This window comes from Pseudoalteromonas sp. 13-15, assembly GCF_001468205.2.
GTDB classification, from domain to species: domain Bacteria; phylum Pseudomonadota; class Gammaproteobacteria; order Enterobacterales; family Alteromonadaceae; genus Pseudoalteromonas; species Pseudoalteromonas marina.
Map to the genome: position 1 here is coordinate 1,385,288 of NZ_CP019162.1, position 25,502 is coordinate 1,410,789.

Here is a 25,502-nt window from a genome sequence, read left to right on the forward strand (position 1 = left end):
ATAAAAAACCACCGTCGATTTCTCTAAGGTGGTTTATTTAAAAACAAAAAGTGCTTATCTTACGATCCCGCGCTCAGAGCTTTTAACAAAATCTATCATAGTTTGTACTGCAGGGTATTTAGCCGCATCTTCACTTAGTGATTCAATTGCTTCATCAACACCTAAACTCTTACGATAAAACGCTTTATACGCTCGGCGAACGGCCATTATTTCATCGCTTTCAAAGCCTCGGCGTTTCATGCCTTCTTTATTGATTGCAGCAGGACCTGCTGGCATACCAATCGTGGTCACAAATGGTGGAACATCTTTGTTAACGCCAGAGTACATGCCAATAAACGCATGTGCCCCTATTTTACAAAATTGATGAACCCCTGAATTACCACCTAAGATAACCCAATCAGCAACATGAACATGGCCTGCAACACTGGCATTATTAGCAAAAATTACGTTATCGCCTATCACTGCATCATGTGCCACGTGGGTATAAGCCATAAATAAGTTATTACTACCAATTTTTGTTACGCCTTGGTCTTGAATGGTACCACGGTGAATGGTTGCACACTCACGGATAACATTATTGTCACCAATGATTAACGTAGTGGGTTCGTTGTTGTATTTTTTGTCTTGGCAAGCTTCACCGACAGACGCAAATTGAAAAATATGATTTCCAGAACCAATGGTAGACGGTCCTTTAACAACAACGTGAGATTCAATAATACAGTTATCACCGATAACAACATCATTGCCTATATAACTATATGGACCAACTGAGACATTGTTGCCTAGTTTAGCGCCAGGTTCGATTATTGCTGTAGAATGGATCACTATTAAAACTCTCTTCTCGCACACATAATTTCGGCACTACATACTACTTTGCCGTCAACTTTAGCTTCAGCAGCAAACTTCCATATATTGCGGCGCTCTTTTAAAAACTCTACATGCAAATGCAATGTATCACCAGGCACAACCGGTTGCTTAAAACGAGCGTTGTCTACTGCTGCAAATAAGTAAAGCTCGTCTTCGCTGCGATTTTCAACTGTTTTAAAACCAAGAAGACCTGTAGCTTGTGCCATAGCTTCTAATATTAGCACACCAGGGAAAATAGGCTGGTTTGGAAAATGGCCAGTAAAAATAGGCTCGTTTATAGATACATTTTTAATGGCATGCAATGTCTTACCCGGAGTAAAATCAATAACACGATCAATTAAAAGCATCGGGTAACGGTGTGGTAATAAAGCTAAGATTTCTTGAATATCAAGGCTATTTAATTCGTTTGCCAAAATAGCATCCTTTTATGTGTTCAACGTTTATGACTTAGCCAGTGCTTCAAGCGCTTTCAAACGAGACTTCATGTCTGATAGATTACGCAAGTGAGCAATTGATTTACGCCATTCTTTGTTAGTTGTATGGGGCATACCTGATGAATAAATACCGGGTTCGGTGATTGATTTTGTCACCATGCTCATACCCGTAATTATAACACCATCACATACTGACATGTGACCATTAATTGCAGTCATACCACCAATTTGGCAGTTTTTACCTATGGTAACACTACCTGCAAGAACAGAGCAGCCAGCAATTGCTGTGCCCGAGTTAACTTCAACGTTGTGTGCTATTTGACATTGATTATCAATAATCACATTGCTATGAATAATCGTATTATCAAGTGCACCACGGTCAATTGTAGTGCTGGCGCCTATTTCTACTTTATCGCCTATGATCACAGAGCCTAGCTGAGGAATTTTAAGCCACTGCCCACGCTCATTTGCATAACCGAACCCATCGCTACCAACAACACTATTTGCCTGGAACAAACAATCCGATCCAATTTCAACGTCATGGTAAATAGTCACACTAGGCCAAAGCTTTGTCCCGGCACCTATTTTAACACGTTCTCCGATAAAACTGTTCGGACCAATTTGCGCGTTATCACCAACAACTGCACCAGCCTCTATAACAGCATTAGCGCCTATAGCAGCACTTTTACTTATATTTGCACTAGGGTGAATTGTTGCACTTGGATGAATACCCAAAGAGGCAGAACGTGGTGTTGTATCCATAAATTGCGCAAGCTTTGCGTAACTGACATACGGATTTGAAACAATCACTTTATTACCATTAAAATGCGCGGCATCTGCTTGGTTAACGATAACAGCACTGGCTTGAGTGGCTTCAAGTTGAACACGATATTTTGAGTTCGCTAAAAATGCAATATGCCCAGTACGGGCATTTGCAAGTGTCGCTATTTTTGTTATTTCTAAAGCGCCATCACCCTGAAGTTCGGCGCCTAGAAGTTCCGCAATTTGCGAAAGCGTATAATTTTGCATAGAGTGATTATTTCTTGCTAACAGCTGTTACTACTTTAGATGAAAGGTCTGTAACTTCTTTAGGGTTAAAATAAATTGTTGTGTCTTTTACTTTAACTTCATCAAAGTCACCGTCTTTAGCAATCTCTTCAATTGTTTTAATAATTAAGCCCTGAACTTTTGCAAGCTCTTGGTTTTGGCGAGCTTTGATTTCTTGCTCTAAAGGACGACCTACTTCAGCAAGGTTTTTTTGCATACCTTGAATTTTATCACGTAGTGCATCTTTTTGAGCTTGGCTCATCGTTGTGCTCTCACGCTTAAACTTCTCAGCTTCAAAGCGAATATCACCTTGTAACTTTTCAAGCTCTTGGCGACGCTCAGCAAATTCGCTTTGTAGTGACTGCTCAATTTTAGCCATTTGAGGAATTTGCTTGTAGATTTCTTGCATATCTACAACACCTACTTTGTGCGCAAGAGCGCTAGCAGAAGTACCCATCATTAACGTTGCTAAAACAGCCACTGCCGTTGATTTAAATAATTTAGTCATAAAAAACTCCTTTAGAAAGTGTTACTAATATTAAAACTGATGGTCTTCGTATCGTCATCTTCTTCTTTTTGCAATGGATACGCAAAACTAATCAGCATTGGACCCATTGGAGAGATCCACTGTAATGATAAACCGGTCGATACTCTAAAACGCATAGGATCTGAATAATCATCCAGCTTATTGCGTTGGTCTACGAGTAAGTTTTGATAACGGTCTACGCTAAACTCGGTGTCCCATACGTTCGCAGCATCAACAAAGAAACTGGTACGCACTGAACTTGTGTTTTCTTCATCTAAAAACGGCGTAGGAACGATTAACTCCATACCCGCCACCGCTTTGGCGTTACCACCAATTCGACCTTGTGGTATTAACTGGTCAAACTCCGACGCACTATTGATAGGACCAGAGGTAGAACCATCTGGGTTTAGTGTCCCAGGAATCGTCGTTGCAATACGTGACACAGCCTGTGGCAATATTGTATTACGGTCAAAGCCACGTAGTTCCATTTCCGTAATGCGGAAGAACTCTTGGAATGGAAGCGTTTGATCGTATCCATTCGTTGACCCATAACCATTACCATAACCAAGCGCCGCACGAGCTGAGAATACCCAGCGATGATCGTTAGATATTGGCCAGTAAAAGCGTGAATCGTAATTAAGCTTGAAGTAAGTTAAATCTGAGTTTGGTGTAGTTCCCGTTAAATTTAACGTTTGGCGTGAACCCGCTGTAGGGAATAAACCACGGTTAACCGTTATACGTGACCAACCAACACTTAATTCATATTTGGTAAAGTCAAAGCCTGCATCAGGGTTTTCAGGGTCAAAAAATGTCTCACGTAATACACGCGTTTGCTCGTACTCGGCAATATCTGAAAGCTCTTCTTTTATCCAACGAACACCAAAATTAACCCGGTTGATTGCATCAATCGGAAAACCAATATTTGTACCTAAACCATAACTTTTTGATTTGTAATCTACAAGACTAAACTTACTTGCGTCGTAGTTTCGGTAAAAAATACTGCTGCCTTGTGAAACACCATCTGGTGTAAAATAAGGGTCGGTATACGATAAACTGACACTTTCAGAGCCAGTAGAAGTATTTAAATTTAAACCAATTTGGTTGCCTGTTCCTAAGAAGTTAGATTCAGTCACACCAATATTAAACTGTAGACCTAGGTATGAACCATAAGCAAGGCCCGCATTAAAGCTACCGGCAGATTGTTCTTTTACTGTGAAATCTACGTCAACTTGGTCGTCTACACCTGGCACGGGGACTACGTTAAAATCAACAGTTTCCATATAAGGTAAACGTTGAATTTGTAGCTTTGAACGCTCAAGGTTTTGGTTTGATAACCATGCACCTTCTAGCTGCGTCATTTCGCGGCGCAATACTTCGTCAGCGGTGTTTTGGTTACCACCAACAATTATACGACGAACATAAACACGCTTACCTGGGTTAACAGATAAAGTTAACTGAACTTCTTGCTTTTCGTCATCAATTTCAGGAATTGTGCGCACTTCAGCATTTGCATAACCAAAACGTGCTAAATAACTTTTAATGAACTCTTCTGAAGATGTTACAACAGAACCATTGTAAAGCTCACCAGCTCTGAGTGGGATAACGCTTTTAATTAAATCTTCACGACCGAGTAAGTCACCAATAAAATCAAAGCCTTTAACCTTGTATTTAACGCCTTCGGTAAGGTTGGCCGTAACATATACAGATTCACGCTCTGGGCTTACCGATACCTGCGTCGAATCAATATTAAAACGTAAGTACCCACGGTCTAAATAAAAGCTGCGGATTTTTTCTAAATCACCTTCAATGGTTTGTTTTTGGTAGCGATCGCTACCCATAAATTGCCACCAAGGTAAATCTTGCTGAGACTCAGCAAGTTTTAATAATTCTTCGTTAGAAAAAAGCTCGTTACCCACTAAGTTAATTTGGCGGATAGACGCGGCATCACCTTCATCAAACTCCAATTTAAGTTTTACGCGGTTACGTGGCAATTTAGTAACGCTGATATCAACCGTTGCATTGTATTTACCAATACTATGGAAAAACTCTACTAAGCCTTTTTCAATATTATCAATTACGGTTTTATCTAATGGTTCGCCTTGGCGAATATCTTGTTGATCAAGCGACTCGTTAAGTTGCTCATCTTTGATATCTTTATTGCCTTCAAACTCAATAAAGCTAATTGTTGGGCGCTCTGTTACTTTAAAAATAACGTTGTTGCCATCACGTAATGCTTTGATGTTGTCGAAGTGACCAGAACGATAAAGTGACTTTATTGTTTTTGAAATTGTGTAGTCATCTACATTATCGCCTACGTTAATAGGAATATGAGTCAATGCAGCACCAAGTGCTACGCGTTGTAAGCCTTCAACTTTCAAGTCTTCAACAATAAAGGAAGTTTGGCCTAGGGCGGCAAAGCTTGCACCCAATAAACTTGAAACTGCCAAATGTTTTTTTATAGCCATTTTATTATCTTTATCCTTTACAACTGTATTACCGCTTAACACCTAAAATACGGGTGCGTTACAATCGTGTTCTAATTAGTAAATGTTGCGCTGTAATTACAAACGCGATACATCATTGAACAAAGCGAAACATGTTAGAAAAATGAGTAGCAACGCTCCCACTTTAAAACCAAATTCTTGCGTCTTTTCAGAGACCGGCTTTTTACGAAAAAGTTCAATTATGTAATACATTAAGTGTCCACCATCAAGCACTGGCAGAGGTAATAAATTAAATACGCCCAAGTTAACGCTTATCAGGGCTAAAAAGCTTAAAAAAGCAACTAAACCATAGCTTACGCTAGTCCCCGCTCCCACTGCAATACCAACAGGACCACTTAAGTTTTTAACCGAAACCTGACCTGTAATTAAATTACCAATCATGTCAAAGCTCAGCGTAATCAACCGCCAAGTTTCTGTTGTACCACGAACAATACTATCAAGTGGTCCAAAACTTCGGGATTGTACGTACCCCTCTGGCCATTGCTGAACAACAGGTGCTACACCTAAAAAACCTTGTTCTATACCATTGTTGCCAACACGCCCTTGTGGGGTCACTGTTATGCTTTTTATACTATCTTGTCTTTTTACACTAAATTGTAAAGATTTGTTAGCCGATTGCGTAATTACATTAACTAATTGCGGCCAATTGCTTATAGTTTCACCGTTTACAGCCAAAATAGTATCGTTAACTTGCAAATTTGCTTGTTCCGCTGCTGAGTTTTTAGTCACCGCCGCAACCGTTAATGTGGCTTGTGGCCTAAAGGGTACAATACCCAAAGAGGTTAGTGGAGGAACATCTTGTTGGTCGAGCTTCCAACCATCAATATTGAGCGTTTTGACTCGTGTTTGTAAGTTTTCATCGCGAACTGTAATCTCTACGCGCTCTTCACCTAATCGCGACATAAAAGCAAACGTCGCGTCTTGCCACGTGGTTATATTATCATCACCAATTTTAATAATGTGCTGGCTTGGCATCAGCCCGGCTTGCTCTGCTCGGCTCCCTTCAGTAATGCTGCCTACGACTGGTTTTACCGATTGCACACCCACCATGTACATCACCGCTAACGCAAAAATGGCAAACAAAAAATTTGCCATAGGCCCAGCTGCAACAATGGCAATACGTGCTTGTACTGACTTTGAGTTAAACGATAAATGTCGCTGATTTGGTGGAACATCGTCCACACGCTCATCAAGCATTTTGACATATCCACCTAGTGGAATAGCTGCTATGACATATTCTGTATTGTATTTATCGTGCCATTTAATTAAGGGCTTACCAAAACCAATAGAAAAGCGTAACACCTTAACACCCGCCTTTCGTGCTACCCAAAAATGGCCATACTCATGCACAGTAACTAAAATACCTAATGCCAAAATAAATGAGCCAAGATTCCAAATAAAATCAAACATACTAATGAGCCACTTTATTTATAAACTGAGTTGCGCTGAGACGTGCAAGCTCATCGCATTGCAATATTTCATCTAAACTCTGTACGTTGGTGTATTGAGCCGACTCTAAGGTTTGCGCATTAATTTTATAAATATCTGTAAAACCAATTTTACCTTTTAAAAATGCAGCAACAGCTATCTCATTTGCAGCATTAACGGTCGTTGTTGCCCCCTGCCCCGCCGAACATGCATCAATCGCAAGTTGCAAATTAGGGTAACGGGTAAAATCAGGTTTGGTGAACGAAAAATCACAAATATCAGAAAAATTAAGCGGTTTAACACCTGCGTCAATTCGTTTTGGGAACGCTAATGCATGAGCAATAGGCGTACGCATATCAGGATTACCCATTTGCGCTAAAATTGAGCCATCATGATACTGAACCATCGAGTGAATAATGCTTTGAGGATGAATAACAACGTCAATATCATCGCTATTACAGTTAAATAGCCACTTGGCTTCAATAAACTCAAGGCCTTTGTTCATCATAGTTGCGGAATCTACTGAGATTTTTTGACCCATAGACCAATTAGGATGAGCTACCGCTTCACTAACGGTTACATCTTTTAAGGTACTTATATCACGCGTTAAAAATGGACCGCCTGAACCGGTAAGTAAGATTTTACTGACACCATTATCTTGCAGGTTTTTATCGCTTTGAGCATTTTGTAGTGAGTGAGGTAGACACTGAAAAATAGCGTTATGTTCGCTGTCGATTGGCAGTAACGTTGCTTTGTGCTTTTTAACTTTATCAATGAACAATTGGCCCGACATAACCAGCGATTCTTTATTCGCAAGCAACACTTTTTTACCTGCTTCAACCGCACTGAGTGTAGGTAACAAGCCTGCGGCTCCAACAATGGCAGACATAACTATATCTACATCAGGGTGCGCACATAAATCACTCATTGCCTGTTGTGAATGCATAATCAGAGTTTGGCACGCTGTACCCTTTAAATGCAATGACAGTTCTTCTGCTGCACTTTGTGTTGCCATGACAGCATAAAGGGGTGAATGCTTAATGCAAAGCTCAGCCATTTTTTTTGCATTTTGACCCGCTGTTAAAGCAAATACATCAAACAAATCACTGTTTTTTGCTACAACATCAAGTGTACTTAAACCAATTGACCCCGTAGCACCTAAAATAACTAGCTGCTGCTTATGACTCATAAACTTAAAGTCCATGCATAACACATTACAAACATAGGTGCGGCTGCTGTTAAGCTGTCAATGCGATCTAAAATACCGCCATGCCCAGGTAAGCATTTGCCACTGTCTTTAAGGCCTGCTTCGCGTTTAAACATACTTTCAAGTAAATCGCCAATTGCTGAAAATAGCGCTATAAATGCCGTCATAATGGCGTAAATCGGCCATACGGCTAAATCCACGTCGGTAAAGTGACAAAACGCCATAACAAATAATACTGATGCAACAATACCACCGGCAAGGCCTTCAATTGTTTTATTTGGACTTACTTTTGGCATAAGCTTGTGTTTACCAAAACTTTTACCTGTAAAATACGCACCAATATCAGCGCTCCATACAATACCTAATACAACCAAAATCAGCATAGAGCCAAAGTGAGTAGATTCAAGGTATTGCGCACTACGAAGCGTATTGAGCGCAAGCCATAACGGCACTAAAGTCAGAAGCCCTGCAATGCCACGCATTACTAGCCCTTCATTCCACGCTTTTGCCATGGCTGGATAACGCCATACTAAGTAACTAGCAACAATCCACCATGCAAACGCCAAAGTAAATAAATAATTAGCATCGCCCACTAGCTGACCATTTTGCCAAAGCGACTCTATCGGCCAGTGTAAATTAAGCATAGCCAGTAAAGCTGCAACAAGTACAACAAAGGCGCCTCGTTTTATTTTGTCACATAGCCCCATAAAAGCAGACCACTCCCAGGCGCCCATTAGAACGATGGCGGCGGCGAAGTAACTAAATAAAGTCAATGGTGTATAAAAAACCAAGGCAAGCGCTGCGGGTGCTAACACTAGCGAGGTTAAAATGCGTTGTTTTAACAAAATTGTGACCCTTAATCTATTTAGGTTTGAGCGAGTAATTGTTTTATTTGTTCGCCCGTACAACCAAATCGTCGCTCTCTGGCAACGTAACACGCAATGGCCTCAGCAAATGCTGCTTCATTAAAATCAGGCCAAAGTGTTTCGGTAAAGTAAAGTTCTGCGTAAGCTGCTTGCCATAGTAAAAAGTTACTAATGCGAACATCGCCCCCCGTTCGAATAAGTAAATCGGGTTCAGGTTGATCGGCCATGCTCATATGCTGCGCAATACGCTCTTCAGTAATATCTTGTGCGTCTATGTCACCGCTTGCAACTTGCATTGCGAGTTGTTTAGCCGCGTTTGCCATATCCCAACGGCCACCATAATTGGCAGCCACATTTAAACACAACCCTGTGTTATTTTCTGTCAATTGCTGCGCACTATGTACCTTGTTTTGCAACCCTTCAGAAAACCGAGATAGGTCTCCAATGATGGTTAGTTTTACATTGTTTTTGTGAAGCTTTTTAACCTCTTTTGTTAATACAAACAAAAAAAGCTCCATTAACGTATTTACTTCGTCTTCAGGGCGGCGCCAGTTTTCACTGCTAAATGCAAATAAGGTTAACGATTGTACGCCTAATTTAGTACAAAACTGAACAGATTGACGAACAGCGTCCACGCCTTTTTTGTGCCCATACACACGAGGCCTATTTCTAGCTTGCGCCCAACGCCCGTTCCCGTCCATGATGATAGCAACATGCTTAGGTAAACATTGTTGTGAAATTGTATCAGCGTTTAAAGCCATAAATATCGAGTATTCCATAAAAAAACGCCGCCTAGTATAACCCAGACGGCGTTTCAAAACTAATATATTTGTATACACTAGCTCAGCTTATTTAGCTGTTTAGATTTCCATCAATTCAGCTTCTTTCGCTGTTAATTGAGTGTCCATTTCTTTGATAAATTTATCTGTTAACTTTTGGATTGCATCTTCGCCTTGGCGCGCTTCGTCCTCAGAGATATCTTTATCTTTTAATAGTGCTTTAATATCACCATTAGCATCACGGCGAATATTACGAACAGCAACACGGCCGCCTTCAACTTCGCCACGTACAATTTTAATTAAATCTTTACGGCGCTCTTCTGTAAGTGGAGGAAGTGGCACACGAATAACTGTACCAGCCGACATAGGGTTTAAACCTAAGTCAGACGCCATAATCGCTTTTTCAACGGCTTGCGCTAATGACTTGTCAAAAACACCAATGGCAAGCGTACGTGAATCTTCAATTGTTACATTTGCAACTTGATTTAACGGTGTAGGAGCACCGTAGTAAGACACCATAATGCCATCTAAAATTGCAGGGTGAGCACGGCCAGTACGAATTTTAGAAAGTTGGCTACCTAGTGCTGTTACACTCTTTTGCATGCGCGCTTGCGCATCTTTTTGAATATCGTTAATCACGGTTCAATCCTAATTATTTGATTACTTCATCTGAGGCTTGTGAAGAGATAAGTGTTCCTTCTTCTTCACCCATAATTACGCGTTTTAACGCGCCTGATTTATTCATGTTAAATACGCTTAATGGCATATTGTGATCGCGGGCTAAAGTAAATGCCGCTAAATCCATAACTTTTAATTCTTTATCAATAATTTCATTGTAGCTTAAGTGACGGTAAAGTGTCGCTTCTGGGTTTTTCACAGGATCGTCACTGAATACGCCATCAACCTTTGTTGCTTTAATGACTGTATCAGCTTCAATCTCAATACCACGTAGACACGCAGCAGAATCTGTAGTGAAAAACGGGTTACCCGTACCCGCTGCAAAAATAACAACACGGCCAGTTTTTAATAAGCTTATTGCTTCAGCCCAGTTGTATGCATCACATACGCCATTAAGTGGAATAGCAGACATTAATCGACAGTTTACAAAAGCACGATGCAGCGCATCACGCATTGCAAGGCCATTCATTACCGTTGCAAGCATACCCATGTGATCGCCTACTACACGGTTCATACCCGCTTCAGCTAATGACCCACCGCGTAAAAAATTACCGCCGCCAATAACTAAACCCACTTCTACGTCGAGCTCTACTAACTCTTTAATTTCTTGTGCCATACGGTCTAAAACTTTAGGGTCGATGCCGAAGCCTTCGTCTCCCATTAAAGCTTCACCACTTAATTTGAGAAGAACACGTCTAAAAATAGGTTTGCGATTGATAGTCATAGTTTTGGGGCCAACTTTTATTGAATTATGGATAAAAAATAACCGCGCTTATGTTAAACATAAAAGCGCGGTTATTTTAAAGAATTTCTAAGCGTGAAGCAAAAGCAAATAGTACTTTAATTGCATCTAATTTCCTTGTCCTTCACAGTTAGTCAATCTTACTCACCTTTAGCAGCAGCAATTTGAGCAGCAACTTCAGCAGCAAAATCTTCTTCTTTTTTCTCGATACCTTCACCAACTTCTACACGTACGAAGCCAGTAACTGTTGCGTTTTTCTCTTTAAGAACATCGCCAACAGATTTTTTAGGTTCCATGATGAATGCTTGACCAGTAAGAGAAACCTCACCAGTAAACTTCTTCATGCGACCAACAACCATTTTTTCAGCGATTTCAGCAGGCTTGCCTTCGTTCATCGCGATATCGATTTGAACTTGCTTCTCTTTTTCTACAACATCTGCAGGAACATCAGCAGGTGTTAAGTACTCAGGGCTTGAAGCAGCAACGTGCATTGCAACGTGCTTAAGTGTTTCTTCATCAGCAACACCAGCAACAACAACACCAATACGCTCACCGTGACGGTACTCAACTAGGTTTTCACCAGCGATGTACTGTAGACGACGTACGTTGATGTTTTCACCAATTTTAGTTACTAGCTCAACACGGTCTTCTTCAAACTTAGCTTGTAAGTCTTCGATAGAAATTGTTTCAGCGATTGCAGCGTCAGCAACTTTGTTAGCAAATGCTAAGAAGCTTACATCTTTTGCAACGAAGTCTGTTTGACAGTTAACTTCAACAAGTACCGCAACACCCGCATTTTGCTTGATGATGATAGTACCTTCAGCAGCAATGTTACCTGCTTTTTTAGCAGCCTTTGCAGCACCGCTCTTACGCATGTTTTCAATCGCTAACTCGATGTCACCATCAGTCTCAGTTAACGCTTTTTTACAATCCATCATGCCAGCGCCTGTACGCTCGCGTAATTCTTTAACTAGGGCAGTAGTTACAGCCATTAGTAAATCCTCAAATCTGAAATCTGGTTTAGATAAGCGGGTTACCCGCTCTACAAGAATAGCAAGTCTTCATCCTATTAAGATGAAGACTTGATGACAGCTAATTACTCAGCTTCAACGAAATCGTCATTCTCAGCTTGAGCAACGATGTTATTCTCGCGACCTTCAGTGATAGCAGCTGCAACAGCGCTAGTGTAAAGGGTTACAGCACGGATAGCATCATCGTTACCAGGAACGATGAAATCAACGCCGTCTGGATTAGAGTTAGTATCTACGATTGCAACAACTGGAATACCTAGGTTGTTAGCTTCACGGATAGCAATGTGCTCGTGGTCAGCATCGATAACAAAGATCGCGTCTGGAAGACCGCCCATGTTTTTGATACCACCAAGGCTCTTTTCAAGCTTTTCCATTTCGCGGTTAAGCATTAACGTTTCTTTCTTAGTTAATTTCTCGAAAGTACCGTCTTGGCTTTGGATTTCAAGGTCTTTAAGACGCTTGATTGATTGACGTACTGTTTTCCAGTTAGTCAACATGCCACCTAACCAGCGGTGGTTAACGTAGAACTGATCGCTTGCGATAGCAGCTTCTTTAACTGCGTCGCTTGCTGCGCGCTTAGTACCAACGAAAAGAACTTTACCTTTGTTTGCAGCAGCGCCACTTAAAAACTTAAGTGCGTTGTTGAACATTGGTACAGTTTGCTCAAGGTTGATGATATGTACACGGTTACGAGTGCCGAAGATGAAAGGCTTCATCTTAGGGTTCCAGTAACGTGCTTGGTGACCAAAGTGAACACCAGCTTGAAGCATGTCGCGCATTGAAACGTTTGCCATTTTATAGATCCTCTATAGTTGTTTAGGGTTAGGCCTCCACATATCCCATAGCACCAACACCGAAGTATTTAAACTTCTAATGCACCCAAGTGTATGTGACGATACGTGTGTGTGTTAAAATCAAATTGTGTTTGCCTTAAATACAAAAAATCATTTAAGAATTTATTTGTAAAAAGACGGCGCGCTTTATACCATATTAAAATTAAATACTCAACATCGCGTGCAAAAATTATGCAGCGATAAAATGTTAGAAACGCAACTTTGGAGCCTCAATGAGCGCTATTATCAAGACCCCTGAAGAAATAGAGAAAATGCGTGTAGCTGGGCGTTTAGCAGCAGACGTACTTGAAATGATCGGCCCACATGTCGTGCCGGGGATCACCACTGATGAGCTAAATACTATTTGTCATGATTATATTGTTAACGAGCAAAAAGCAGTCCCTGCTCCTTTAAACTATCATGGTTTTCCAAAATCAATTTGCACCTCTGTTAACCATGTAATTTGTCATGGTATTCCTAACGACAAACCGTTAAAAGAAGGTGACAGCGTAAATATCGACATCACTGTTATCAAAGATGGCTACCACGGCGATACATCTAAAATGTTTCACGTAGGTAAACCAAACATTCAAGGTAAGCGTTTGGCTGAAGTAACACAAGAAAGCTTATATCTTGCCATTAAAATGGTAAAGCCGGGTGTACGTTTAGGTGATATTGGCGAAGCAATTCAAAAATACGCAGAGAGCTTCAACTACTCAATAGTACGTGAATATTGCGGCCATGGTATTGGTAGCGAATTTCACGAAGAACCACAGGTTATGCATTACGGTAAAGCCGGTACCGGTGAAACATTAAAAGCGGGTATGTGTTTAACTATTGAGCCAATGGTTAATGCGGGCAAGCGCCAATGTAAACTGCTTAAAGATGAGTGGACGGTTGTAACACGCGACCGCAGTTTGTCTGCACAGTGGGAACACACGTTATTAGTGACTGAAAATGGTGTTGAAATTTTAACGCTACGATCAGATGATACTATCGACAGGATTATCGAACACTAATAAACCTACGCAGTTGATAGTACGTTTATCAATGTGGAAGGTTCAATGAGGAGCCAGCCCACGTGGCATTACCCAACAAAGTAAAAAAGTTGCTTAGCGATGCTGAGCAACTAAGTGACTATCGCGATTGTTCCAGCTATTTTTACAAATGGTTGCATAACGAATTTTCAAAACAACCAGTTGGTAATTTAATTAATGCCCGGGCTGAGTTTATCGACCGCCTGTTGATCAAATTATTTCATGTTTATGATCTATCTCATGAGCCTGATTTAGCGCTGATTGCCGTAGGCGGTTACGGACGTGGTGAGCTTCACCCTTATTCAGATATCGACTTCTTACTGCTTGTAACAGAGCAACCAAGTGAAGCGGTATGTGAAAAAATAGGTCAATTTGTCACTATGCTGTGGGATCTTAACTTAGAGATTGGCCACAGCGTTCGTACAATTGATCAAGCAATAGAGCAAAAACGCGAAGACGTCACCTTTGCCACCAGCTTGCTCGAAAGCCGACTAATTTTTGGTAACCATATTGAGTTTGAAAAGCTTAAAAACTTTATACTCGAAACGCCAGTATGGGGCTCTAACGACTTTTTTGAAGCCAAAGTACAAGAGCAAAATCTGCGTCACCGTAAATGTCACGGAACAGCGTACAACTTAGAGCCAAACATAAAAGAAAACCCAGGCGGTCTCCGCGATTTACAAACTATTATTTGGGTAGCCAAAAAGCATTTTAGAGCCGAAACCCTCCAAGAGCTCATAAACCATGGCTACTTAACCCATGAAGAGTTTCAAGAGCTTTCAGAGTGTTTAGAAAACCTATGGAACATTCGCTTTGCCCTGCACTTAGCTGCAGGACGATCAGAAAACCGTTTACTATTTGATCACCAACCCCTTGCTGCAGAAATACTTGGCTTTGGTAGCGATGGTAAAGCGTCGGTTGAACGTATGATGAAGCGCTTATTTCGTATAATGAGCCGTGTACGCGAACTTAATCAAATGCTGCTTTCGTATTTTGAGCAAAGCATTTCGCCACTAAGCAGCGAAGCCGTTGTTGAAGTACTCGACAGAAATTTTGAGCGTATTGGCCATCAAATTCGTGTTAAAGACCCATCTGTATTTTTTAGGCGCGATCAACTTTTTGTTCTGTTTGAGCACATTGCTGAAAATCCAGAAATTACCCATATTTATCCAAGCACTATACGTACTATTCGCCAAGTACGCCGTCGTTTGTTGGGTGACCTGCAAGATTACGCGGCCTGCCGTGAAGCCTTCTTACGTTTGGTAAAACACCCTAACGGTATGGGCCGCGCATTCACATTAATGCATAAGCACGGCATGCTTGCAGCATACTTACCGCAATGGCGTAATATTTTTGGGCAAATGCAGTTTGATTTATTTCATGCCTACACGGTAGACGAGCACACCCACAAATTAATCAATAATATTTACCAATACTTTGATAAAACGGGCGTGAGTGAGTTTCCAATTTGTAGTGAAATAGTCACCCGAATGGATAAACCCGAGCTTTTATATTTAGCCGGTATTTTTCATGATATTGCGAAAGGCCGTGGTGGCGATCACTCAGAGCTAGGGTCGGTCGATGCTATTGCATTTGCTAAATTACATGGGTTCTCATCATCCGATGGCAAGCTTATCGCATGGCTTGTTGGTAATCACTTACTTATGTCGGTAACTGCACAAAGAAAAGACATAAACGACCCTACAGTAATCAAAGACTTTGCAACACGTGTAAAAACAGAGCGCCAACTCGATTACCTTTATTGTTTAACTGTGGCAGATATTCGTGCCACTAACGACAACCTATGGAACGATTGGAAAAACACCTTATTGCGCGAACTTTATTTGCACACACAACGTGCATTGCGTTTGGGCCTTGAAAACCCAATGGACCAACGCGACCAAATTCGTGATAAAAAGCACCAAGCAAAACAACGCCTGCTTAATTTAGGGTACCTTGAAGAAAAAATTGACTTAATTTGGAGCCGCTTTAAAGCAAACTACTTTACTGCATTTAGCGAGCAGCAAATATCGTGGCAAACCGAGCATTTAGTAAATAGCACCGATTTAAGTCAACCGAGTGTAATTGTGTCGAATGCGCCTATGCACGGCGGCACGCAAGTGTTTGTTTACAGTCCTTACTCGGGTGCCCTATTCGCCCGTTTAGTAAACATAATTGGTACTAAAAAGGCACAGATCCAACACGCACAAGTACTGACCACCAAAGATGGTTATGTACTGTTTAGCTTTGTTATTCTTGAAGTCAGCGGCGACCCTATCGCAAGTAGCCGCGCGCAATCGATTAAACGCGGCCTTGAGCAAGCACTTAATGACCCGCGTAAAAAAATTCGCTTTAAAAAGAGTCGCTCACAACGTTTTAAAGACTTTAATATCAAACCTAAAATTGTGCTGCGCCCACATGCCAGAAAAGATCGCAGCTTAATTGAAATACAAGCGGTTGATATACCCGGTCTACTAACCAAAATAGCCGAAGTTTTCCAAGCACATTTACTCCATATTCATGCAGCCCGCATAACAACGGTAGGTGAACGTGCAGAGGATTTCTTTGTCGTATCAAATAACGAATACCAAGCCCTGACTGATGAAGAACAAGCAAAAATTCATCAGGCATTACGTAAAAAATTCAACGCCGAAACAGAATAAGAGGACACACATGTCAGATTTAAAAACAATGATCGAAAACGCATGGGATAACCGCGACAGCATTAGCCCTAGCACTGTATCTAGCGATGTAAAACAAGCTATTATTGACGCGCTAGAACTACTTGATAGCGGTGCCGCGCGTGTTGCTGAAAAAATATCAGGCGAATGGGTTGTACACCAATGGCTTAAAAAAGCAGTGTTACTATCTTTTCGTATTCGCGACAACCAACCAATGAACGACGGCGTTAATCAGTTTTACGACAAAGTACCGCTTAAATTTAGCGACTACACGCCAGAGCAATTTCAACAAGGCGGCATGCGCGTAGTGCCTAACGCAGTAGCACGTAAAGGCAGCTTTGTAGGTAAAAACGTCGTACTTATGCCCTCGTATGTAAACATTGGCGCATACGTTGACGAAGGCACCATGGTTGATACATGGGCCACTGTTGGCTCATGTGCACAAATTGGTAAGAACGTACACTTATCCGGCGGCGTTGGCATAGGCGGCGTTTTAGAGCCACTACAAGCTAACCCAACCATCATTGAAGACAATTGTTTTATTGGCGCACGTTCTGAAATTGTTGAAGGTGTAGTAGTAGAAGAAGGCGCTGTTATTTCAATGGGCGTTTATATCAGCCAAAGCACTCGTATTTACGACCGTGAAACCGGCGAAATTCACTACGGCCGCGTACCTGCAGGCGCAGTAGTTGTGCCAGGTGCACTGCCATCAAAAGATGGCACACACAGCCTTTACGCTGCAATCATTGTGAAAAAAGTAGATCAACAAACACGCGAAAAAGTAGGCATCAACGCCCTACTTCGCTCGATTGATGATTAAATAGAAAACAATGGCATTAGTATAAATTATTGATGAAAAAATAAGGCTCTGAACCTTTTTAGATTTAGAGCCTTACATTCTTTTAAAGCGTTCGTTTATATACGTTAACTCCCAAAAGCTACATCTACCATTTTGAATAGTGATCTTCTGCTAAGCCCCACTGCCCGTTGAGTGTTATCACTTCATTAGGAAGCGTTATTTGACCGAAATAACGACCGATTTTTTGTGTGAAATTCGTGGCCACAATGAGTAAATTAGTTTTATCAAAACGTTGGCTTACAGGTTCAAAAGTAAGATTAATCAGGCCGTCGTTTGAGTGGAGTTCCCACTTGTCACAATCAATTTCGTTACCATAACGATTAAACTTAAAATCAACCATATCAATTTTGTATAGCTTTCCGTCAAGCCAAATAGCATTTTCAGTAAATCCTGTTTCAATTACACCTGCTGAAAGGTTTACTCCCAAGTAGCGCCCATCAGGTAATTTGCAGGCAAGGCTTGCCCAATTCCAAAATGTTTCACGACGCATATAGCCTGCACTCCAATCTACACAGGCCAATGCGTTCATATGGCTAAAATCGTAGCGGGTATTTTTTAATAGAAGCGTGCCAGAGCAATTTAGCGCGGCCGATTTTTGGGTGAAATGGAAACCAGTATAACCAGCTCGAGCACATACACTCAAAGGAAGGTAATTATCTGACTCGTTAATTATTGCATCAAGGATCAGCGTGGTACTTATTTTAACTGTTACCTTTCGTTCACCGGGTCTATCTGTGGTATTAACGTAAACGCTGTTATCACCCTTTTTAAAATAACTATTTCCAGAATTTGGCTGCGGCTCAATTAATGTGTTTTTAGAAAATAAATTTACAAAGCTGTGCTCGTCTAACTGCTCTGTTTTTAAATTGTAAACATAAACAAAACAGTTGCTGGCAATTTTTAAATCAACGATTGCAAGCCCAATAACTAATTCATCGCAAGTAATGCTTATAAACTGAAACTGGTTAAACTTAAATTTTTTTGCAAGTTTACCGCATGGCTTATCCATTACGTTTCTTAAATCAAAATCTAAGTAATTAATATGCTCAATCCCCTGTGGGAATAAACCAAAGTTAGCCTGTCCATCAGGGTTAATCAGCTGCAGTTTTTTTGGCATGTAACTATCCTTTCATTTACAGCCTATATTATTCTCGGACACAAAATAATCAACCTAAGAAGATAATTACATGGTAAATATTCGTTTTGTTATCCATATGCTTTTGCCGTAACAATTTTAATAAAGGGTGATAGTTTACCAACACCAATAAAAAAGCACTTATAAAAATAAGTGCTTTTAGGTTTGCTCAATTAATTTTTTAATTACAGCGCGTTAAATACGTCGTCTGTTTTAGCTGCGCAAATAAAGTCGTTTTTGTGCAAGCCTTTAATTGAATGGCTCCACCACGTTACAGTTACTTTGCCCCACTCGGTTAATAAACCAGGATGGTGGCCTTCGTCTTCTGCCATGTCGCCTACTTTGTTAGTAAACGCGATAGCTTGTTTAAAGTTTTTAAATTTATAAACACGCTCTAGCTGCATAATGCCGTCGCGTACTTCTGGTACCCAGTCTGGTATTTTTGTAATAAGTTGTGCAAGCTCTTCGTCAGACACTTTTGGTGCATCTACGTGACAAGCTTCGCATTTTTGTTCACTTAATGAAGACATTTTAAATCCTTACTTTAGCGTTTCTTTTAAATTAAAGTTAACTGGCTAATTTTTCTTTTGGTGGAAATTTTGGGTCATGCAAGCCAAGCTCTTTAGCTTGCTCAACCAAAGTCATAATATCCATTTGCGATATATCAAACAGATCATGAATCGAATTAATGGTGTAGTACTGCGGTTGCATAATATCAATGCGATAAGGCGTACGCAGTACATCAATTACGCTCATAGGCGTTATTTCTGGTGTATCTGAATACACATACTGCGTTTCACCCGGGCTTGATAAAATTCCGCCACCGTAAATACGCAGGCCGTTTTCGGTTTGCATTAAACCAAACTCAACGGTAAACCAGTACATGCGTGCTAGGTAAACACGATCTTTTTTCTGCGCTGCATACCCTAATTGCCCGTATTTGTGTGTGAACTCGGCAAAATCAGGGTTTGTTAGCATAGCGCAGTGGCCAAATATTTCATGAAAAATATCTGGCTCTTGAAGATAGTCAAACTCTTCACGGCTTCGAATAAACGTGGCAACCGGAAACTGCTTATTTGCTAACAACCTAAAAAACTCATCAAAATCGATAAGTGCAGGCACAGGCGCTACTTGCCAGCCAGTAGTAGCAAGAAGTACCTCGTTAAGCTCGCTTAGTTGCGGTATACGATCGTGTGGAAGATTTATTTTTTTAAGTCCTTCCATATACTCATCGCAGGCCTTGCCCTCTATGCACGCAAGTTGGCGTGCTACAAGCTCAGACCAAATTTTATTTTCTTCATCACTCCAATGTATAACACCATTTTCGTCTGGTGTTTTGGATGTGTATTTACTTGCTTTAGCCATAAGTACCTTCTGGGTTGTGAGCCCTAAATCGGTGTCAGTGTGATACTCAAACCTATTGAATATCGAGTGACCCCATACTATGTAAAAGTGAAGAAAAGTTTAATAGACAAGCTAACATCTGTACTTGGCGCGATCACCTCATTCGTAAAGTTAAAATTACACATGTGACACATTAAAATTACAGCCACACATATAAAGGCTTTACAAGAAGCTTTATGTGTAAACAAATAAATACAGCTAAAAGATTTGAGTAAACGCCTGGTCTAAATCACTAATAATGTCGTTAACATCTTCAAGCCCAACAGAGAGCCTGATCAACCCGTCACTGATACCCGCGGCGGCTCTCTCTTCTGGTGAATAAGGAGAATGGGTCATAGACGCAGGATGCTGAATCAGTGTTTCGGCATCGCCTAGGCTTACAGCAAGTGTACAAAGCTTCATGCTATCAATAAATTGCGCACCTTGTTGTAAAGTACCTTTTATTTCAAACGCAATCACGCCACCTGCCGCTTTCATTTGATTACCAATAAATTTATTTCCTGGATGTGATTTAAGGCCGGGGTAATAAACAATATTAACTTGATGATGCGCCTCTAGGTATTCAGCCACTGTTTGTGCACTCTGACAGTGACGCTCCATGCGTATTGCTAAGGTTTTTAATCCGCGATTTATAAGCCATGCGTCGTGTGGGCTTATGGTTGCACCAATGTCTTTTAGTACTGTCATTTTTATCAAGGTAATATGCTCAAGCGATCCACACACAAGTCCTGCCACCACATCGCCATGGCCATTTATGTATTTGGTTGCACTGTGCATAATAATATCTATACCGTACTGCTTAGGTGATTGCAGTAACGGTGTTAAAAAGGTGTTGTCTACCACGCTAATTAAGTTGTGCTGTTTAGCGATAGCGCCAATAAGTGCTAAATCAATCACAGCCATTGTTGGGTTTATCGGTGTTTCTACAAATATCATTTTGGAATTAGGTTTAATGGCAGCCCGTAGCTCGTCCTCGTTGGTCATATCAACAAACGTAACTTCAATTCCCCAACGCGGTAACATGTGTGCAAAAAACGCGAACGTACAACCATATAATGCACTTGATGCTACAAGATGGTCGCCCTGTGATAAAAAGCTCAATACCGATGCCGATACAGCACCCATGCCAGTAGCCGTTGCCGCAGCGGCTTCGCAGCCCTCTAGCTGTGCTATCTTTTGTTCAAGTTCGGTGGTGGTTGGATTGCCTAGGCGGGTATAAATATAACCTGGCTCTTCGCCTGCAAAACGTGCGGCACCTTGTGCTGCATTTTCAAAATGAAAGGTTGAGGTTTGATACAAAGGCGACGTAAGTGCGCCATGCGGATCGTTTGCTTTTTGCGGGCCATGGATACATTGTGTATGAAGATGATGCTTGGTCATTATCTTTGTGCTCATTTTTATTATGTGTTGTTAGTGACATAGATAAAAACGTACCACAGTTTAAATCACAAGCATGCCGGATGCTCAGATGGCTATTTGTGCAAAGTTTACCCGTTTACCTGTACACAAATATTTCCATGTTATTGTGTGGGCTCTGTTTTTCCTCGTTTTAAAATTTTACCTGCAATGCTCTGAACGGTCCCTTTCAATAGGCTGCGCTTGTGTTCTAGTTTAGGTAATGGGCGGCTTAACTCCATTGCTTTATAGCCAATTCGCGCTGTAAAAATCCCTGCACTCACACCTTGTGCGGCTCGCCCAGATAGCTTACCAAGCAACTCTGCGCTGAGCGCAGTAGCTGCTAAATCAGAGATAAGCTCTGCACTGCCTACAAACATAACTTGTTTTATAAGCATACGGTAAAGCTTAATGCGGCTTGCGTAACCAAAACCAATGCCATAAATTTTACCTATTTGCTCAATTAACTTGGTGCCGCGCCAAAGCACAGCCATCATATCCACCAGCGCAAGGGGGCTCAGTGCAACTAATAAAGCTGACTCTGTTGCAAAACGGTTTATAAGTTTTTTTGCTTGTGTATCTTGCGTTATTAGTAAGCTATTTGCGTAAAGGGTCATTATTTCTTTATCGCTATGATGGGTAGCCACTTGGTTTTTAAAGCTGTCAAAATTATTGAGCTTTTGGTGCTTGTTTAGCTTTTCAAGCCACGGCAATGCGCCGCCTACTTGCTCGCTATTTAAGAGCCTGTCGGCTTCTTGGCGGTGTAACTGATTGCGCTTAAGGCTGCGCAACATTCTATATTCGCGCCATAACATGCGCCCAATAAGAAGCACACCACTTACCACTGCGGTTAAATACACACCGCCTAAAACAACCGACTGTTGAAATGCAAACACTAATGAATAAGCAAATTCAAGTAACACCAGTACTAAAAAGCTTATGGTAAACACCCCTTTAAGCGTTTGCCATTTTGACTTTTTATATACCGGCTCTAGGTCTATTTCATCTTCAATAAACTCGTCATCAGGTTCTTCAATATAGTCACTTTGACCTTGAGCCACTATTTTTGCGGGTGCAAGCGTAGCTTCAATTTGTTCATCAGCTTGGGTATCAATTCGCCTACCTGCTTGAAAAGTTTGCTGTGTGTCGCTCATGATAATTTGTCTCCTAATAGATACTGCATCACATGATCAAGGCGAATATGTTTAAGTTGCTTGTCGGGGGTTGGCATAGGCGCAAACGACAAAAACTCAAAACCCTGCGCTGGCCACTCATTTTTATTAAGCATGCGGTTAGGTGGTTGTGGGGGTAAGTAGGTTAGCCAATCTTGCTCGTTAAGTGGCTTGCCGTAAATACACTCTAGCGTTTGGCCTTTATCGGTAACTTGGCGCGGCTGCGTTGCAGTAATTGACGACATAGCCATGGTTTCTATTTGTACGCCATCAAATTTTAAATAGTTAGTTTGCTCATGCACTAGCGAATCAAGTAGAAGTGCTAAGTCTTTGTGGTGCTTGGCACTTATGTGATCTGACTTATTGGCAGCAAAGAGTATTTTATCTATGTTGGGTTTAAATAAGCGCTTAAAAAATCCCGACTCGCCGTAATTAAAGTGAGCGAGTAATTGGTTGATTACGCTACTTTGCTCTTGGAGTGTTTCGTGGCCTTCGTTTAAAGCACTTAATACATCAACTAACACTATTTGGCGGTCAAAATGTTTAAAGTGCTCGTTATAAAAAGGCTTAACCACTTCTTTTACATAGGCATTAAAGCGCTTAATGAGATGCTCTAAATTAGACCCCGCAATAATATCATCGCTATTAACCTGCTTAAAATTAACAGGGAAAAACAATAATAGCGGTGCGCCTTTTAAATCACCAGGCATAAGCATTCGCCCAGGTTGTAACATAGCTAGTTTAGTGTCTTTTTTGAGACCTACCAACATATGTTGATAAAGTTCAGCAATTTGCGCAAGTACACTCTCATCTACAGGTGCGTTTAAATCAAGCTGATCAAGCGCATTTAAAAATTCACTAGAGGTGTTCACACGCGGGTGCTGTAATAACAGCGGGTACTGCTGCTCGCACCACTGGCTATAACTTTGCTCAAGCATAGGTAAATCAAGTAGCCATTCACCAGGGTAGTCAATAATATCTAAATACAACGTAGATTGTGGCGAAAAATGCCCACGTAACCCTGAGGCACTTTGGTATTTAATAGCCAAACGCAAGGTGTTAATACGCTCGGTTGATGCAGGCCATGTAGGCATCCCATCACTTGGGAGTAAAGCATTGAGTGCTCGCGGATAGTCAAAGGTAGGGACCTTTAACGCCTCTTGCGGTACAACTTTAGTGGCTATGTGGCGCTGCTCTCGCATTACATCAAAAAAAGGGAGGTTTTTATCGTTAGCTTGTGTAGTTAACTGCTTGACTAGAGCTGTAATAAAGGCGGTTTTACCGCTACCGCTTAACCCAGTTACAGCCAATTTTACATGCTGATCTAAACTACGGTGAAGGGCTTTTTGGGCATTGCCTTTAATACTTTTAAAGGTCTTTTTAGCAAATGAAGTACGACTCATAATGGGCTAGCACTTCATTGATGCTTAATCACCGAGCAAAGTGCTATTAAATCCTTTAAAGTTTGTTGATTTCACGGCTTACCGTAAACTCGCTTGAGGTAACATGGCGTTCCATATCCTGAAGGCGTGTATCTACTCGCGCTAAACGCTCTTTTAAATCTTGTAAAGCGCGGCGCGGTGGCTCACCCTTTTGCCATACTTTAAATTTTACCTCTAACGGATCGTCAGCTTTTGTTGAGCTGCTCGCATGTGCAGTCGTTGGCTCTTTTTTGTCTAATATAAACCACGCTGCAATATACGCTACCACAAACAATGGGCCACCTGCTAGCAGTACCGCACTAACAAATATAATGCGAACTAACCATAACTCCATATTAAAGTAGTCACTTAATCCCGCACATACTCCGGCTATTTTACCGCGTTGTGGGTCTCTTAATAATTCGCGTTTGGCATTCATACTTTGCGTCTCCATTGTGGTGACTCTTGGTCTAGCAATGCTTCAAGTGTTTCGACTCTATCAGCCATACGTTCAGCTTTGTGTGCTAGTTCTAATAACTGGCGATGTTCGTGTTCACTTAACCCTTGGCTTACTTGTTTTTTGCTACGGTAGTGTAAAATTAACCACAGTGGCGCAACAAAAATCATAAACAAGATAAATGGTGCAACTAGTATCTCTGGATCAAACATAACCCTCTCCTGACAATCCGTTCAAATTTGTTAAGCAGTGGGGCACATTACATGCCCCTGCGTAAATTACTTATCAGCAAGCTTCTTTTTAAGTTCAGCTAGCTCATCATCAATTTTTTCATTTTTTTGTAAATCAGCAATTTCGTCTGCTAACGTTTGCTTACCTAAATCGTAAGACTCTATTTGAGATTCTAGTCCATCAATTTTAGTTTCGTAACGTTCAAAGCGATTAAGTGCATCTTCTACCTTCGAGCTATCAAGTGCTTTTTTCACTTCTAGGCGCGACTCAGCTGAACGCTGACGAAGAATTATTGCCTTTTGACGTGATTTAGCATCAGCTAACTTTTCTTGTAACGTGGTCACTTCTTGCTGAAGCTTCTCAATGTGAGACTCTACATGCTCAAGTTCACCTTCAACAGCCGTCACTGCATCTGCCGACTTTTGCTTTTCGAGCAATGCTGAACGAGCTAAATCTTCGCGGTCTTTACTAAGTGCTAACTCAGCTTTTTCTTGCCAGTCACTTACTTGAACTTTAAGTGTATCTAAGCGGCGAACAATTTCTTTTTTCTCTGCCAGAGTTTTAGCTGACGTAGAGCGAACCTCTACTAGTGTATCTTCCATTTCTTGGATAATCAGACGCACCATTTTTTCTGGGTCTTCTGCTTTATCTAAAATGGCATTGATATTAGAATTAACAATATCTGCAAAACGTGAAAAAATTCCCATAACATTTACCTCTGTAATTAAAACTTAGTTAGTCTGCTTTAACTAGTATCAATATGCTTGC

The 25,502-nt window shown here is 41.1% G+C and carries 25 protein-coding genes; 3 read left to right on the top strand and 22 right to left on the bottom strand.

Translation table 11 applies throughout. The annotated features are described in order from the left end of the window. Positions 1 to 54 precede the first annotated feature (54 nt). The 13 genes from lpxA to rpsB form a co-directional block, all read right to left on the bottom strand. Positions 55 to 825: an acyl-ACP--UDP-N-acetylglucosamine O-acyltransferase gene (gene lpxA, locus ATS72_RS06445; RefSeq protein ID WP_008126674.1), complete on the bottom strand. Its 771-nt coding sequence runs from the start codon at positions 823 to 825 to the stop codon at positions 55 to 57. Between the two features lie 2 nt (positions 826 to 827). Further along, positions 828 to 1,280 carry a 3-hydroxyacyl-ACP dehydratase FabZ gene (gene fabZ / locus ATS72_RS06450; RefSeq protein WP_006793625.1) on the bottom strand — a complete coding sequence of 151 codons (453 nt, stop codon included), beginning with the start codon at positions 1,278 to 1,280 and terminating at the stop codon, positions 828 to 830. A gap of 27 nt (positions 1,281 to 1,307) precedes the next feature. Beyond that, positions 1,308 to 2,330 (bottom strand): UDP-3-O-(3-hydroxymyristoyl)glucosamine N-acyltransferase, encoded by a 1,023-nt coding sequence (gene lpxD, locus ATS72_RS06455; RefSeq protein WP_006793626.1) that lies wholly within the window; start codon positions 2,328 to 2,330, stop codon positions 1,308 to 1,310. Between the two features lie 7 nt (positions 2,331 to 2,337). Further along, positions 2,338 to 2,856, bottom strand: coding sequence for an OmpH family outer membrane protein (locus ATS72_RS06460; RefSeq protein ID WP_006793627.1), 519 nt, complete (start codon positions 2,854 to 2,856; stop codon positions 2,338 to 2,340). Positions 2,857 to 2,867: 11 nt separating this feature from the next. Next, positions 2,868 to 5,339, bottom strand: coding sequence for an outer membrane protein assembly factor BamA (gene bamA, locus ATS72_RS06465; RefSeq protein ID WP_010557176.1), 2,472 nt, complete (start codon positions 5,337 to 5,339; stop codon positions 2,868 to 2,870). 96 nt (positions 5,340 to 5,435) lie between these two features. After that, a complete protein-coding gene (rseP, locus tag ATS72_RS06470) occupies positions 5,436 to 6,788 on the bottom strand; it encodes a sigma E protease regulator RseP (protein ID WP_058429492.1) in 1,353 nt (450 codons plus the stop codon). Between the two features lies 1 nt (position 6,789). After that, positions 6,790 to 7,995, bottom strand: a complete 1,206-nt coding sequence (ispC, locus tag ATS72_RS06475; RefSeq protein WP_058429605.1) for a 1-deoxy-D-xylulose-5-phosphate reductoisomerase — start codon at positions 7,993 to 7,995, stop codon at positions 6,790 to 6,792. Further along, a complete protein-coding gene (locus tag ATS72_RS06480; RefSeq protein WP_058429493.1) occupies positions 7,992 to 8,858 on the bottom strand; it encodes a phosphatidate cytidylyltransferase in 867 nt (288 codons plus the stop codon). Before ATS72_RS06480 ends, ispC begins: the two co-directional genes overlap by 4 nt. Positions 8,859 to 8,878: 20 nt before the next feature. Beyond that, positions 8,879 to 9,658: an isoprenyl transferase gene (locus ATS72_RS06485; RefSeq protein WP_008126663.1), complete on the bottom strand. Its 780-nt coding sequence runs from the start codon at positions 9,656 to 9,658 to the stop codon at positions 8,879 to 8,881. 81 nt (positions 9,659 to 9,739) lie between these two features. Then, positions 9,740 to 10,261 (bottom strand): ribosome recycling factor, encoded by a 522-nt coding sequence (frr, locus tag ATS72_RS06490; protein ID WP_282447153.1) that lies wholly within the window; start codon positions 10,259 to 10,261, stop codon positions 9,740 to 9,742. A 49-nt stretch (positions 10,262 to 10,310) separates the two neighbouring features. Continuing rightward, positions 10,311 to 11,060, bottom strand: a complete 750-nt coding sequence (gene pyrH, locus ATS72_RS06495; protein ID WP_006793634.1) for a UMP kinase — start codon at positions 11,058 to 11,060, stop codon at positions 10,311 to 10,313. Between the two features lie 158 nt (positions 11,061 to 11,218). Further along, positions 11,219 to 12,070, bottom strand: a complete 852-nt coding sequence (tsf, locus tag ATS72_RS06500; protein WP_006793635.1) for a translation elongation factor Ts — start codon at positions 12,068 to 12,070, stop codon at positions 11,219 to 11,221. A 104-nt stretch (positions 12,071 to 12,174) separates the two neighbouring features. After that, positions 12,175 to 12,903 (bottom strand): 30S ribosomal protein S2, encoded by a 729-nt coding sequence (gene rpsB, locus ATS72_RS06505; protein ID WP_006793636.1) that lies wholly within the window; start codon positions 12,901 to 12,903, stop codon positions 12,175 to 12,177. Positions 12,904 to 13,175: 272 nt separating this feature from the next. Here rpsB and map point away from each other — a divergent pair, with 272 nt between their 5' ends. From map to dapD, 3 genes are all read left to right on the top strand, one after another. After that, on the top strand, positions 13,176 to 13,961 hold the full coding sequence (gene map / locus ATS72_RS06510; RefSeq protein ID WP_006793637.1) for a type I methionyl aminopeptidase: 786 nt from the start codon (positions 13,176 to 13,178) through the stop codon (positions 13,959 to 13,961). A 62-nt stretch (positions 13,962 to 14,023) separates the two neighbouring features. Further along, complete coding sequence (gene glnD, locus ATS72_RS06515) at positions 14,024 to 16,642, top strand: [protein-PII] uridylyltransferase (protein ID WP_058429494.1); 2,619 nt, start codon at positions 14,024 to 14,026, stop codon at positions 16,640 to 16,642. Positions 16,643 to 16,652: 10 nt separating this feature from the next. Next, positions 16,653 to 17,480 (top strand): 2,3,4,5-tetrahydropyridine-2,6-dicarboxylate N-succinyltransferase, encoded by an 828-nt coding sequence (gene dapD / locus ATS72_RS06520; RefSeq protein ID WP_010557180.1) that lies wholly within the window; start codon positions 16,653 to 16,655, stop codon positions 17,478 to 17,480. Between the two features lie 124 nt (positions 17,481 to 17,604). On the opposite strand, the gene ATS72_RS06525 is transcribed toward dapD, so the two are convergent. The 9 genes from ATS72_RS06525 to pspA form a co-directional block, all read right to left on the bottom strand. Then, positions 17,605 to 18,636 carry a DUF2804 domain-containing protein gene (locus ATS72_RS06525; RefSeq protein WP_058429495.1) on the bottom strand — a complete coding sequence of 344 codons (1,032 nt, stop codon included), beginning with the start codon at positions 18,634 to 18,636 and terminating at the stop codon, positions 17,605 to 17,607. 203 nt (positions 18,637 to 18,839) lie between these two features. Further along, a complete protein-coding gene (locus tag ATS72_RS06530; protein WP_006793641.1) occupies positions 18,840 to 19,184 on the bottom strand; it encodes a 4a-hydroxytetrahydrobiopterin dehydratase in 345 nt (114 codons plus the stop codon). Positions 19,185 to 19,221: 37 nt separating this feature from the next. After that, entirely contained in the window at positions 19,222 to 20,019 is a 798-nt protein-coding gene (phhA, locus tag ATS72_RS06535; RefSeq protein WP_008126648.1) for a phenylalanine 4-monooxygenase, read from the bottom strand. 237 nt (positions 20,020 to 20,256) lie between these two features. Next, a complete protein-coding gene (gene megL / locus ATS72_RS06540; RefSeq protein WP_058429496.1) occupies positions 20,257 to 21,438 on the bottom strand; it encodes a methionine gamma-lyase in 1,182 nt (393 codons plus the stop codon). 140 nt (positions 21,439 to 21,578) lie between these two features. After that, positions 21,579 to 22,607 (bottom strand): YcjF family protein, encoded by a 1,029-nt coding sequence (locus tag ATS72_RS06545; RefSeq protein WP_058429497.1) that lies wholly within the window; start codon positions 22,605 to 22,607, stop codon positions 21,579 to 21,581. Then, positions 22,604 to 24,028, bottom strand: coding sequence for a YcjX family protein (locus ATS72_RS06550; protein WP_058429498.1), 1,425 nt, complete (start codon positions 24,026 to 24,028; stop codon positions 22,604 to 22,606). Before ATS72_RS06550 ends, ATS72_RS06545 begins: the two co-directional genes overlap by 4 nt. Positions 24,029 to 24,083: 55 nt before the next feature. Further along, positions 24,084 to 24,485, bottom strand: coding sequence for an envelope stress response membrane protein PspC (gene pspC, locus ATS72_RS06555; RefSeq protein WP_006793646.1), 402 nt, complete (start codon positions 24,483 to 24,485; stop codon positions 24,084 to 24,086). Next, the gene (gene pspB, locus ATS72_RS06560) at positions 24,482 to 24,715 is read right to left on the bottom strand and encodes an envelope stress response membrane protein PspB (RefSeq protein ID WP_006793647.1); all 234 of its coding nucleotides are present in this window, start codon (positions 24,713 to 24,715) and stop codon (positions 24,482 to 24,484) included. Before pspB ends, pspC begins: the two co-directional genes overlap by 4 nt. Before the next feature lie 66 nt (positions 24,716 to 24,781). Next, entirely contained in the window at positions 24,782 to 25,441 is a 660-nt protein-coding gene (pspA, locus tag ATS72_RS06565) for a phage shock protein PspA (protein WP_006793648.1), read from the bottom strand. Positions 25,442 to 25,502: the final 61 nt, after the last annotated feature.